At 34.5% G+C, this 13,386-nt stretch carries 17 protein-coding genes; all 17 read right to left on the reverse strand.

Annotation, left to right across the window (positions count from 1 at the left end):
• Positions 1 to 7: 7 nt before the first annotated feature.
• Positions 8 to 565, reverse strand: a complete 558-nt coding sequence (locus M947_RS20735; RefSeq protein WP_021288066.1) for an OmpA family protein — start codon at positions 563 to 565, stop codon at positions 8 to 10.
• A gap of 99 nt (positions 566 to 664) precedes the next feature.
• Positions 665 to 1,915: a Tol-Pal system protein TolB gene (gene tolB, locus M947_RS20740; protein ID WP_031348099.1), complete on the reverse strand. Its 1,251-nt coding sequence runs from the start codon at positions 1,913 to 1,915 to the stop codon at positions 665 to 667.
• Between the two features lie 2 nt (positions 1,916 to 1,917).
• Positions 1,918 to 2,634, reverse strand: a complete 717-nt coding sequence (locus tag M947_RS20745; RefSeq protein WP_021288068.1) for a TonB C-terminal domain-containing protein — start codon at positions 2,632 to 2,634, stop codon at positions 1,918 to 1,920.
• Positions 2,627 to 3,016 (reverse strand): ExbD/TolR family protein, encoded by a 390-nt coding sequence (locus M947_RS20750; RefSeq protein WP_021288069.1) that lies wholly within the window; start codon positions 3,014 to 3,016, stop codon positions 2,627 to 2,629. Before M947_RS20750 ends, M947_RS20745 begins: the two co-directional genes overlap by 8 nt.
• Positions 3,017 to 3,029: 13 nt before the next feature.
• A complete protein-coding gene (locus M947_RS20755) occupies positions 3,030 to 3,599 on the reverse strand; it encodes a MotA/TolQ/ExbB proton channel family protein (protein ID WP_021288070.1) in 570 nt (189 codons plus the stop codon).
• Between the two features lie 3 nt (positions 3,600 to 3,602).
• Positions 3,603 to 3,995: an ATP synthase F1 subunit epsilon gene (gene atpC / locus M947_RS20760; protein WP_021288071.1), complete on the reverse strand. Its 393-nt coding sequence runs from the start codon at positions 3,993 to 3,995 to the stop codon at positions 3,603 to 3,605.
• 22 nt (positions 3,996 to 4,017) lie between these two features.
• A complete protein-coding gene (gene atpD, locus M947_RS20765) occupies positions 4,018 to 5,415 on the reverse strand; it encodes a F0F1 ATP synthase subunit beta (RefSeq protein ID WP_031348100.1) in 1,398 nt (465 codons plus the stop codon).
• A gap of 11 nt (positions 5,416 to 5,426) precedes the next feature.
• Entirely contained in the window at positions 5,427 to 6,314 is an 888-nt protein-coding gene (gene atpG / locus M947_RS20770; RefSeq protein ID WP_021288073.1) for an ATP synthase F1 subunit gamma, read from the reverse strand.
• 10 nt (positions 6,315 to 6,324) lie between these two features.
• Positions 6,325 to 7,842: a F0F1 ATP synthase subunit alpha gene (gene atpA, locus M947_RS20775; protein ID WP_021288074.1), complete on the reverse strand. Its 1,518-nt coding sequence runs from the start codon at positions 7,840 to 7,842 to the stop codon at positions 6,325 to 6,327.
• Positions 7,843 to 7,865: 23 nt separating this feature from the next.
• Entirely contained in the window at positions 7,866 to 8,399 is a 534-nt protein-coding gene (locus tag M947_RS20780) for a F0F1 ATP synthase subunit delta (RefSeq protein ID WP_021288075.1), read from the reverse strand.
• On the reverse strand, positions 8,400 to 8,915 hold the full coding sequence (locus M947_RS20785) for a F0F1 ATP synthase subunit B (protein WP_021288076.1): 516 nt from the start codon (positions 8,913 to 8,915) through the stop codon (positions 8,400 to 8,402).
• A 9-nt stretch (positions 8,916 to 8,924) separates the two neighbouring features.
• Positions 8,925 to 9,347 carry a FoF1 ATP synthase subunit B' gene (locus M947_RS20790; RefSeq protein WP_021288077.1) on the reverse strand — a complete coding sequence of 141 codons (423 nt, stop codon included), beginning with the start codon at positions 9,345 to 9,347 and terminating at the stop codon, positions 8,925 to 8,927.
• A gap of 127 nt (positions 9,348 to 9,474) precedes the next feature.
• On the reverse strand, positions 9,475 to 10,314 hold the full coding sequence (locus M947_RS20795; protein WP_021288078.1) for a ParB/RepB/Spo0J family partition protein: 840 nt from the start codon (positions 10,312 to 10,314) through the stop codon (positions 9,475 to 9,477).
• Positions 10,314 to 11,096 (reverse strand): ParA family protein, encoded by a 783-nt coding sequence (locus M947_RS20800; RefSeq protein ID WP_021288079.1) that lies wholly within the window; start codon positions 11,094 to 11,096, stop codon positions 10,314 to 10,316. Before M947_RS20800 ends, M947_RS20795 begins: the two co-directional genes overlap by 1 nt.
• A complete protein-coding gene (locus M947_RS20805) occupies positions 11,093 to 11,728 on the reverse strand; it encodes a biotin--[acetyl-CoA-carboxylase] ligase (RefSeq protein ID WP_021288080.1) in 636 nt (211 codons plus the stop codon). Before M947_RS20805 ends, M947_RS20800 begins: the two co-directional genes overlap by 4 nt.
• Complete coding sequence (gene fmt, locus M947_RS20810; RefSeq protein WP_021288081.1) at positions 11,709 to 12,617, reverse strand: methionyl-tRNA formyltransferase; 909 nt, start codon at positions 12,615 to 12,617, stop codon at positions 11,709 to 11,711. Before fmt ends, M947_RS20805 begins: the two co-directional genes overlap by 20 nt.
• Positions 12,617 to 13,384 (reverse strand): glutamate 5-kinase, encoded by a 768-nt coding sequence (gene proB, locus M947_RS20815; protein WP_031348101.1) that lies wholly within the window; start codon positions 13,382 to 13,384, stop codon positions 12,617 to 12,619. The genes fmt and proB overlap by 1 nt, the downstream gene beginning before the upstream one ends.
• Positions 13,385 to 13,386 lie beyond the last annotated feature (2 nt).

Here is a 13,386-nt window from a genome sequence, read left to right on the forward strand (position 1 = left end):
TCATTGGTTATGGGAGAAGTTTAAAATCAACTCGGCGGTTTTGTGCCCAACATTCTCGAGTTTTCTCAGTACAAACTGGATTGCTCTCACCATAACTTACCATTGTGATACGACTCTCACTAACACCCTCAGAAACAAGTGCTTTTTTTACACTAGATGCTCTTTTTAGTCCTAGTGCGAAGTTATACTCGTCACTTCCCCACTCATCACAATTACCTTCGAGTTTGACAGTAAAAGCACTAGCAGCACCATTTGCTACATTTGCACTATCTGTAACTCTACTTTGCATATCAGGACGGATATTAAACTTATCAAAGTCAAAATAAACAGTGGATAGATCTTTTTCTAAGTTTGCCATATTCATCTCATTTGAATCTGAACTAGACATTGCATTTTCATCTATAGAAGAGTCTTCTGCCGAAACAACTTCTGTTCTTACAGGTTCAGCCTCTTGAGCCACCACTACTTCTTCTTGGACTCTCTCATCAACTGCTGGTTCTTTATCAGCACACCCACTAAAAACTAAAAGTGCCATTGCAACACTTGAGATTATGATTTTTTTCATATTTACATACCCTTGATTTAAAATTAACATGATTGTACCAAAAAAAAAGTAATAAACTAACCTTTAGAGCTAAAAATTACTAATTTTCACTATAAACTATTACCAATCCATCGCTTGCAATCTTCCATATTTAAGAGGAAAGAGATAGTTTTTATTGTGATTTAATCTTATAATACCAATAGAGCTTTGAGATTTGTAATTTTTTATAAAAAGGATGGCATCTCCATCTATTGAGAACTTAGGAAACTCATTTATACCAGTAGCTGTAAGCCTTCTTATAAAATCTGTTTTGGTAGAAATTAGATGCAAATTAAATGTATTTGCAGAAAAAGCATTTGAACTCTCTCTTGATTTATAAACTATATAATCTCCAAAAGTGCTAGATGCTGAGTTACTTTTACCATAATAAACCATCTGTTCAACACTACGACTTCCAATCTTTTTAGAAAAAATATTTGGATAACCTAATCTTCCTGAAACAAATACTATAGTCTCATCATCTAAAAACTGACCATTTACGTCTATTCCACCATAGCTTGTAAGCTTTTTGCTCTGAGTTGAAGCTACATCATAAAGATAGACATCAGGTTGACCATTGGGAGCCATAGTTAAAAGTAACCTTTTTGAGTCTTTACTGACATCTGAACATACCATCATACCATCTGAAGAGATTATAGATTTGCTCTTGCCTGTTTTAATATTTACATGCTTAAGTGTTGGTTTTTTGCCTTCTAGAGATGTATAGTAAAATTCATCTTGGTTTTTATTTGCCCATTTTGGAAAAATATTAAACCCACCTTTTATCACAGTGTGCTGATATGCGAGCGTATAGTCTGATATAACTATCTCTGTTTTTTGAGGAGCTACTACTCTTGAAAATATCACTCTTCGCTTCATCCACTCAACTGGAGGAGCTTTCATGTATTCATTTATATCATAAGCAATAGTGTGAGCTACAAACATAAAGACATTTTTTCTATTGATCTTGTATTGTTTTTTTAAGACAATATTTTCTTTGCTTATAAGTTTTAACTCAACATTTAAAGCACCAAAATCATCTTGATGCATCTTATATCTTAAAACATAGTCCATATCTTTGTTTTCAACCATTACGCTCGTATCATTAAAATGTGTTTTACGATGATGTCTATCTACATTAAAGAGTGAGAGAACATTCAAATCAGCAACAAGGGTTTTAAAAAAACTCTCTTTAAATGTGTCATCATAACTAATTGATGAGTCTTCTACTGCCATGCTAGGTAGAGATTCCACTTTTTTTATAACCTCTATAGTTGCATCACCTGCATACGAGACACCAAACACAAATAAAAAAATCAACAATATTCTCAAAGTCACTCCTTAGCTTTTAAAACTATAGTATAATTACCAGATTTATTTTGTGGGTTAATAGGAAACAAAACCCCTAAAAGTCTGTCTTTTATCTTATCACTCTCTTCATTTAATGCACTATTTGCAGAGTAAGTTAAGATCCTAAAATCTATAACTTTTCCAATAGAGCTCAATTCTATAACAGCTTTGACACTATGCCCCTCAGAGTTTGAAGGCGGGAAAAAGTTCTGATAAACTAAAGCCTGAATTTTAGCAAAATATTCATTAACCGCATCAGCACTTGAGTCTTTTTGCGAATCATCACTATTTTTTACCATATCATCAGCTAACACTTTTTGCGAGCTTTTGCTTGTTATTTTTTGATCTATAATTTTAGACCTTTTTGCAATATCTTGAAACCTTTTATTATCAACTTTTTTCTTTTTTGGCTTTATTTTTTTAACATCCTTAGTCCACACATCACTAAATAGTTCATCTATATTTATCTCTTTTGATTCAACTGGTGTGGCTTGTTCTACTTGTTTTTGGGGTGTTGCTTTTGTGCTTTTTTGTACCTTTGGCATCTCTAACGATATAGATATATAGTTATCTTTTTTTAGTGCATATGCATCTATCTTTGAGTTTGAAAAAAGAGTTTGGATGATTAAAAATAAAAAGAAAATAAAAAGCGATATAGAGATAAGACCGCTGGTGTAAAAATATGTGTTATTACTATCCATTTGTAGCTAATGAAACCTCAGAAAAACCTGCTTGTTTTACAGCAGCTAAGACTGACATAACAACACCATAGTCCAAAGTTTTATCTGCACTAATAAGCACAGTAGCTTTTAAGTCTAATTTTTTAGAATAAAGAAAGAAATTGTCCATAAATTCATGCAGTTGGTAGTTGTCTTTGTTTATTTTAATATTTTGCTCTTTATCTATTGAGATATGTACAGGTGGGATCTTAGATAGTTGCTGACTCATAGAGCCTTGTGGGAGTTTAATGCTCTCTTCATATACAATATTTGGAGCGATAACCATTAAGATAGCTAGTAAAACCAGCATTACATCCACAAGTGGAGTAATATTTAACTCTGGTTTGTCTTCAAAATCATACATTGACTTAAACTCTTTAGTTGTTTTTTCTAGCTAATATAGCTTCGCTTTGCATCTGGATAAATCCAACAAGTTCAAATGAACTTCTTTTTAAGATTTGATGATAAGAATATGCAAATATAGCTACAAAGATACCAGCAGCAGTTGCTATGAGTGCATCTGAGACACCGCCAGAAATAATAGACATACTTCCACTACTTTGACCTATATGAGTAAAAGTATCGAGTATAGAGACAACTGTTCCAAAAAGTCCTATAAAAGGGGTAGTAGATGCAAATACAGACAGAAGTGAAAGACCTTTTGTAGCCTCTTTTGTAGCTGCTAGCATTGCAAGGTCCAAAATTTCTTTATTTACACTTGAGCTTGTTTTTATAAAATTATTTAAAAACGAGCTATCACTAACAGATGAAGCTCCCATAAGAAGGGACTCTAGTGAATTGCTTTCAGTTTTAAGCCAGTTATTTATAGAGAAATAGCGATAAAAAAACACCCAATTTAAAACTATGAAGTATATCGACAAAAGAGCCAATACACCCAAAGTTACTGGGTGACTTTTAAGATAAAAATCAATAAAATTGTTAATCATATACTATAACAATCTTTTAGCTGCTGATTCTATTCTAGCTGTAGCAGATGCTATTGCTGGATTTGAATCCGCAATATCACTAATAAGCTGTTTTGCATCTTCTAGAGCATTAGCAACAGCACTTTCACTATCACCACGAATAGCAACAGCACCTTCAACTAAGACGATAGCTTTAGCTTCATCAACTTGAACTACACCCCAGTTTATTAGGATTGATTCAACTGTTTTATCATCTTTTTCAATGTCTATAACACCAGCATCTAACAGAGTTGTTAAAGATGCATGATGTGGTAAAACACCGAACTCTCCCTCTTCACCTGGAAGAGTTACGCTAACGACGACATCGTTAAAGATTTCACCATTAGGAGTTAGGATCTCAAGTTTTAACTTATCCATTACAATCCTTTAGTATTGCGAGTTATTTTTTTTGCTTTGCAGCTTTTTCAATTGCCTCATCCATACCACCAACCATATAAAATGCGTTTTCTGGCATTTCATCATAGTCACCATTTAAGATTCCTTTGAAACCTTTAATAGTATCTTCAAGTGAGACATATTTACCAGGTGAACCTGTAAATACCTCTGCGACAAAGAATGGTTGAGATAAGAATTTCTCAATTTTACGAGCTCTCTCAACAATATTTTTATCATCTTCACTAAGTTCATCCATACCAAGAATCGCAATGATATCTTGAAGATCTTTGTACTTTTGAAGTGTTTGTTGAACACCACGAGCTACATTATAATGCTCTTCACCAATAATTTGTGGATCAAGCAGTCTTGAAGATGAATCCAGCGGATCAACTGCAGGGTAGATACCTTTTTCAGCAATTTTACGGTTAAGAACTGTTGTTGCATCTAAGTGAGCAAAAACAGAAGCAGGAGCAGGGTCAGTTAGGTCATCAGCTGGTACATAAACAGCTTGAACTGAAGTGATTGATCCATTTTTTGTTGATGTAATTCTATCTTGCAATGCACCCATTTCACGAGCAAGTGTTGGTTGATAACCAACTGCTGATGGAATACGTCCAAGAAGAGCAGACATCTCAGAACCTGATTGTGCAAAACGGAAGATATTATCAATAAACATTAAAACATCAAGATTTTTCTCATCTCTAAAATACTCAGCCATAGTAAGACCAGTAAGAGCAATACGGTTACGAGCTCCTGGAGGCTCACTCATTTGGCCGTAGCACAGTGCAACTTTATCAAGTACATTTGAGTCTTTCATCTCGTGATAAAGGTCATTACCTTCACGAGTTCTCTCACCAACACCAGCAAATACAGATAGACCATCATGACCCATTGCAACGTTGTGAATAAGCTCCATAATGATAACTGTTTTACCAACACCAGCACCACCAAATAGTCCAACTTTACCACCTTTAGAGTAAGGTGCAAGTAAATCAACAACTTTGATACCTGTCTCAAACATCTCTGTAGTAGTTGATTGATCAACTAGAGCTGGAGGCTCACGGTGAATAGACCAAGTAGGAGCATCACTAACTTGCTCACCACCATCAATAGTCTCACCAATAACATTAAAGATACGACCTAATACCTTCTCGCCAACTGGGACTTTAATAGGAGCGCCTGTAGCTTTTGCTTCCATTCCACGAACTAAACCTTCACTCATGTCCATTGCAATTGTTCTTACACGACCATCACCTAAGTGAGCCGCAACTTCTAGTACTAAACGAGTTTTAGCACCTTCTAAATCTATTTGAACTTCAATTGCTTCGTTAATTATAGGAAGATAACCATCAAAATCAACATCAACAACTGGGCCCATAACCTGGCTTATTTTACCAATCATATTTTTCTCCATTATTTCATAGACTCCACACCACTTATTATCTCTATAAGTTCTGTAGTAATAGCTGCTTGTCTAGCTTTATTATATTCAACATTTAGTGACTTAACCATCTCTTTAGCATTGTTAGTTGCTGTATCCATAGCCTGCATTCTAGCACTATGCTCAGCCGCAACTGAATCTATAAGTGCATAATACATTGCATATTTTACATATCTACTAACTAAAGAATCTAACATATGCTCTTCATCTTGAGCTTCTACTTCTAACATTGAGTCTCTTATCTCATCACACTCAAAATCTGTAGTATCAACAGGAAGCACATTGTTAATATGTAACTCTTGAGTTATCATATTTTTGTATCCATTATAGACAATATGAAGACCATCGATCTTACCATCTTTATAATCTTCAATAGAGCTCATAACAAATTCATCAGATCTTACTTTGTCAGGTCTTGAACTCAAGTTTGTAACTTCATCAAAAAGTTCAACTTCATTATACTTAAAAAACTCAATACCTTTTTTACCGATTCCGCGAAGACGCACTTTTGTGTTTTTTTCTTTATACTCTGCTATTAGTTTTTTAACAGCTTTAATAGTTTGAATATTAAAACCGCCACATAAACCTTTGTCAGCAGTTACAAAAACAATATCAACAATTTTTGGATTTTCAATCTCTATAAAACATCGATTTTCAATTCCTCCAATTCTATTGCATTTAATACGTCCAGCAATTTCGGCAATAACCTGATTCATTTTTGCAGCATAAAGACGAGAGCGTTTTGCAAGCTCCTCAGCACGGCGAAGTTTTGCAGTAGATACAAGCTTCATTGCACGTGTTGTCTTTTGAGTGTTAGTAACACTCTTTATCTGTCTTTGAATATCTTTCAAGTTTGCCATAAAGTTTTCCTTACGCTACTACAAAAGAAGCTTTGAATTCTTCAAGTGCTTTTATTAGTAGTGCTTTTGTGTCATCATCAACTTTTAAAGTGCTTCTGATATTCTCAAAGATTTGGGGATAGCTAGCTTCAATAAATGGATATAACTCAGCTTCAAAACGAACAACATTTGATGGATCAAAATCATCCAAGAAACCTTCATTACCAGCAAAAATAATAGCAACTTGCTTCTCAGCAGATAGTGGTGAAAATGGACCTTGCTTTAGAACCTCTACCATTCTTTGACCACGCTCTAGTTGGTTACGAGAAGTCTCATCAAGATCAGATGCAAACTGTGCAAATGCTTGAAGTTCGCGATATTGTGCAAGATCAAGACGCAGTGTACCAGCAACTTGCTTAGTGGCCTTAATCTGAGCAGCACCACCAACACGAGATACAGATAGACCAACATTAATCGCCGGACGAACACCAGAGTTAAAGAGTTCAGTCTCAAGGAAAATTTGACCATCTGTAATAGAGATAACGTTTGTTGGGATATAAGCCGCAACATCACCAGCTTGTGTCTCAATAATTGGAAGAGCTGTTAGTGAGCCAGCCCCTCTTTCATCTGAAACTTTAGCTGCTCTTTCTAACAAACGAGAGTGAATATAAAAAACATCACCAGGATAAGCTTCACGACCTGGAGGACGACGAAGAATAAGTGACATTTCACGGTATGCTACTGCATGCTTTGATAAATCATCATACACGATTAAACCATGTCTAGCGTTATCACGGAAGTATTCACCCATTGTAACACCAGTATATGGAGCTAAAAATTGAAGCGCAGCTGCTTCAGATGCAGTAGCTGATACGATTATAGTATACTCCATAGCACCATGCTCTTCTAGACGACGAACAATTTGAGCTACAGTAGATTCTTTTTGACCGATTGCAACATATACACAAGAGACACCATTACCTTTTTGATTAATGATTGCATCAATTGCAACTGTTGTTTTACCAGTTTGTCTATCACCAATGATAAGCTCACGCTGACCACGGCCAATTGGAACAAGTGCGTCAATAGCTTTAATACCAGTCGCTAATGGCTCATGAACAGATTTTCTATCCATAATACCAGGTGCTTTTTCTTCAACGAAACGAATCTCAGTTGTCTCAATTGGACCTTTACCATCTATTGGCTCACCTAGTGCATTAACAACACGACCTAAAAGAGCATCTCCTACTGGAACTTTAAGTAGGCGACCTAATCTTTTAACACTCATGCCCTCTTTTAAGTTTACTCCAAGGCCTAGAATAACAATACCTACGCTACTCTCTTGAAGGTTCATAACTAAACCTCTAGTCCCCTCTTCAAACTCTACCATCTCTCCAGCCATAACATTACTAAGTCCGTAAACTTGTGCAACGCCATCAGCATAAGAGACGATCTTACCTGTCTCGTTTATATCAACACTTAGTTCAAAGTTGTCAATACGCTCTTTAATTATTGAGCTGATTTCATCAGCTTGTATTTTTGCTACCACTATTTCTCTCCTCTCGTTGAAAGTTAAATTGCTTTTATTATATGTTGTATAATTTGATTGTTGATTCTTGTTTTAGAGAAGTTAATCTCTACCCCTAAATCTTCAACATTCACTTTGATTCCATTAAAGTTTTCTTTAACAAAATCTAGAGAAATGTTTGAATCAAACTTTTTACTTAAACCGCTGCTTAAATCTTTTATGACCTTTGCATCTAAATCACTATCGCTATAAACAAGACCTTTGTAAGTTTTATTTGTATGAGCTGTATCTTTTCTCATCGACTCAGCTATAGCTGGGATAATTTCTATACGCTTTTTTTCAACCAATAACCTAATCAAAGAGTCAATATTGCTAGATTTAGCAGGTTTTACACTAGCTAAAAGAATATCTAGTTTTTGCTCTTTACTTACATTTGGACTATTCATAATTTCAAGAAATTCAGCATCTTCAAAAGACTTTGCTAGAGTATCAAAAATCAGAGTTGCATTTTGCATTGACTCTGCGTCTAAACCCTCTTTAAAAGCTTTTATATATCTTTTTGCTATCAATTCTTCCATTTATGCCACCTTTTTTAAGATAACATTAGCCATAGCTTCTTTATCGAAACTCTCACTACTTTGACTTAGCACTTCATTTAGCACACTCTCAACAACACCTCGAACCATTCTTCTTTGTTCAAACTCCATCAGTGATGCACTCTGTTTAGCTATATTTTCTAAATCTGACTCACACTGAAGCATAATACTGTCATTTAAAATCTTGTTTTCTTTTTTTGAAGCATTAACTAACTCTTCTGCAAACTTTTCAGCCTCAGAAATTTTAGAGAGTGCATCTTTTTTAAGATTTACAGATTCATTTAACTTATCTTGTACCTTTTGCAACTCATCAGCTATACTTTGGCTTCTAGCAACAAAGTAATTTTTAGCAGGCTCAGCTACAAGGTACCAAATAAGCCCAAAAAATAGTATAAAGTTTACTGTTCTTTGAACGATATCTGTCCCCCCACTCTCTGCACCACTAGATGCTAATGCATAAGTTGATATCATCATAATTAAAAGTAAAATTCTACTCACACCACATCCTTATATTTGACTAAACTTAGCTTTAACAGCTTCTTTAAACAGTGGAACTTGAGACATAATATCTTTTGTTAACTGCTCTTTAGTTTGCGCAAGTAATTGCTCAAATTCTAAATACTGACTAGCTAATTCAGCTCGTTTTGCTTCTATCTTACTCTCTGCTAACTCTTTAGCATCTTGTATTACTTTCTCTCTTAGGGCCGCAGCTTCTAGTTTAGCATTACTAATTATCAACTCAGCTTTTGAATTAAGTTCGTTGATCTCATCATCATTATTGCCAACTTTTTGCAAATCTTTTTTGATGTCATCATCTCTTTTATTCATAAAACTAAATAATGGATTATATAGCCAACTATTAAGAACGGCGATTAGTGAAAGAAATACAACAAATGTAGCTAAAAGTAGTATCGGATTTATATCTAACATAGCACCTCCTAAAAGTTGCGTGATTATACTATTAGAAAATTGAAAGGATAGTTAAACTAAAAAAAAATTTAAAAGAATTTTGTTAATTTTACAAACTAAGTAAAATTTACACAGATTTTTAAGGCTTTTATGAGATATATTTTAAGAAATCACTAATTTGACTCTCGTTGTCAAATTCTATAGTTAGTTTATTGTTTGAAGTTTTAACTCTAAGTCCAAAAGAATCAAATCTCTCTTTGATATCACTAAGATCATACTTTTTGCTTTGAGTATTTGGAGATGTTGGTTTTTTTTCATCTTTCATATTTTTTATAATCGATTCTACTTCTCTTACACTTAGTTTTTGCCCAATGATCGAGTTTACGATGAGTTGTTGCTCTTTTTCATCTAATCCGATTATAACCTTGGCATGTCCAGCTGTAATTTTTTTCTCAACCAAAGCTTTTTGAGTTTTAGCAGATAGTTGCAGTAGTCTGATGGTATTTGTTATATGAGTTCTACTCTTATGTATCTTATTTGCAAGTTCTTCTTGAGTAACATCATACATTTTTATTAGTTCACTATAAGCCTCTGCTAACTCAACTGCATTTAACTCATCTCTTTGAATATTTTCTATCAAAGCAAACTGACGCATCTTGTGTTCATCAGAGTTTAAAACAATAGCACGAATAGTTTTAAGCTTTACAAGTTTTGATGCGCGGAGTCTTCTCTCTCCTGCAATAAGCACATAACCATCAAAATCTTGAGTTACAACTATAGGTTGCAAGAGTCCATCATGTTTTATAGACTCACCTAACTCTAAAAGTGAGCTCTCATCAAAGTGTTTTCTAGGTTGATATGGATTTGGTCTAATATCTTTAACATTTAGCTCAATGATAGCATCTCTAGAAGAGCCTTCATTTTCATAAGCTTCATCCATTTCGCCTAAAAGTGCATCTAGTCCACGGCCAAGTTTTTGAGATTTCATTATGCTATTATCGTTTGTGCTAAATTTTGATAGGCTACTGAACCCATTGATTTTACGTCGTAAAGAATTGCAGGTTTTCCAAAAGATGGAGCTTCTGCAAGTTTTACATTTCGTGGTACCACTATGTACTGATCTTCTATATCTTTAAAGAGTTTTCCTTTAAAGTGTTGAGACAAGTCTGCAAAAACTTGCTTTGAGAGATTGTTTTGAGAACTGAACATAGTTGGCAAAAAACCTTTGATGCTAAGTTTTGGATTTATCGACTTTCTTACAAGTTTAACTGTATTTAAAAGTTGAGCGAGACCTTCTAGTGCAAAAAACTCACACTGGATTGGTATAATAACTGAGTTAGATGCACAAAGAGCATTTATAGTCATTGGTCCAAGTGCTGGAGGCGAGTCTATTATGATATAGTCATAATCTTTTCTAACATTAGCAATCGCTCTTTTTAAAACTAACTCTCTTCCATCTTTGTTGTCATTGTCGTAGTACTCTTTTTCAATTCCAACAAGACCTATGTTTGATGGAGCTAAATGAAGTGTTGGAAGATCTGATTTTAGGATGATATCTTTTAGTTTTTTTGTTCCAATAAGTACATGATAGATGTTAAATTCATAATCATTTCTATGAAAACCTAGGGAAGTGGTAGCATTAGCCTGTGGGTCTGAGTCAATCAAAAGCACTTTTTTTTCTGCAACAGCCAGTGATGCAGCTAAGTTTACAGCGGTAGTTGTTTTACCAACTCCACCTTTTTGATTTGCAATTACTATTACTTCACTCATCTTGTGCTATATATCCTCTTTCCGTTGTTTATGATTGAACCATCTTGTTGAAGCTTCACACCTTCTAATGGAATTTTTATATTTTGATTATGTGTAAAAAAGTTTTTGTTCTTGTAAAATTCTAACTCATATTTGCTAAAAACTTGCTTCCATGAAATTTTTTCTTCTATTTTTGTGAAATATTTTTTAAGAACTTCTTTTTTATCCACTTTTATATCAAGCTTTGCAAATCCATCTGGAGCCATTACTAAGTTTAATCCAAGTCCACAAATAAGAGTATTAGCTTCGAGATTTGTAATCATTCCACCAATCTTTTTATCATCTACATAGAAATCATTTGGCCATTTTATCCAAACACAAGATCCTTCCTCATAAAGTAAAGTTTTTAAAATATAAGAAAAATAGATAGATGCAGATTCAAGCTTTAGATCTTTTGGCAACTCATCAAGCTCTATAGCAAAAGATAAAAAAAGATTCCCTTTTTGTGAATTCCAAGCGTTGTTTCTACTTCCAACTCCAGCACTCTGAGTATCACTAACTACTGCAAAAGGTGCTTTTACCTCTTTGCCTCTTATTAGCTTTTTTAAAAATTTTTGAGTTGAGTCAATCTCTTTAAGATAGAGTATCTTCACGAAAAAGTCTTTGCCCATTTATATAAGAGAGTATATCCATCTCTTTTTTTGAAGCAGGTTGCACCCTAAAGACTCTTATGCTGCCCTGTTTGCATCCTACTACTATACTGTCTTTTTCAATAGAGATGATACTACCCTCTTTGTTAGTAGATGTAACATCTTCAAGTGAGATATTTTTTAGCTTTAATCCGCTATCAAGGTATACACCCGGCCAAGGAGTAAATGCACGATATTTATTGTAAATCTCTTTTGCATCTACAAACTCTACTTTACCATCTTCTTTAGTTATTTTTTTACAATACGTAGCTTTTGTTTCATCTTGTTTTATAACTTTTAGTGAGTCAAAGTTTTTCAAAACATCAATAGTTAGCACTGTTGCGACTTCTGTAAGTCTATCAAACAAAGACTCAGCCATCTCATTATCTTCAACGCTTATGGTCTCTATCTTTAAGATATCTCCAGTATCAAGCCCCTCATCCATTAACATTGCAGTTACACCAGTTTTTTTATCTGCATTAAGCAGAGTTTGCTGGATTGGGCTTGCACCTCTATACGCTGGGAGTATCGAGGCGTGGAGATTGATACATGGAGCGTGTTCTAATACTTCACATGGTAAAATCTGTCCATAAGCAGCTACAACTATAAAATCACACTCAATGCTCAAAAGCTTCTCTACAACCTCTTTATCTCTTAATCTTTGTGGTTGATAGACTTCTATATTGTGTCTCTGTGCTAAAGTTTTTACAACCGGTGGAGTCATTATTTTTTTTCGCCCTACTGGTTTATCTGGCTGAGTATAAATTGCTACAACTTCCATATTAGGAGTGTCTATAATTTTGTCTAAAATAGCTTTTGCATAAAAGGGTGTACCCATAAATATTATACGCATTACACCTCTCCTTTACTAAAGAGTGTGCCGCCTCTATGTTTGCCATCAAGCATATAACTCTTTGCATCACTAAGATCAAATCCACTAGCTAAAAACATATCAATCCCTGATTCTAAAAGATAAGATGCAGCCTTTAGCTTTGTAACTATGCCGCCCGTTGCAAATGTTCCATGAGGAGTTGCTTCTCTGCTTAGTGCACACTCATCAATCTCTTTAACAACCTTTTGCACCTTTGCATTAGGATTTTTATGTGGATCTTCATCATAGTAGGCATCTATATCTGAGAGTATTATCAAGATATCACTATTAGTATGTTTTGTCATGTAAGCTGACAGTTGGTCATTATCTCCAACTACAAGCTCTTGGGTAGCTGTTGCATCGTTTTCATTTACGATTGGAATAACGTCAGACTCAAGAAGGGTATCTACTGTGTTTTTAATTTTTTTTATATCTTCATCTTTGTTTAGATTTGCAGCGGTAACTAAAACTTGCGAAGTGATGATATTGTGTTTTTGAAACTCTTTAGCATATTTATGCATCAAAACTGGTTGCCCGATGGAAGCTAGAGCTTGTTTGTTTTTTAGAATACTACGATCAAGCTGAACTTTTGTATATCCTGCTGCAACTGCACCAGAAGAGACTAACAGAACTTCATTGTTCTCTCTCAACTCTACTAAAAACTCTACTAAAGCTATCATTCTCTTTTGTGCTATAGAGTCACCCTCTGTTAAAACAGCACTGCCAACTTTAACAACCACTCGTCTCATTT

The organism is Sulfurimonas hongkongensis, assembly GCF_000445475.1.
In the GTDB taxonomy this organism is placed as follows: domain Bacteria; phylum Campylobacterota; class Campylobacteria; order Campylobacterales; family Sulfurimonadaceae; genus Sulfurimonas; species Sulfurimonas hongkongensis.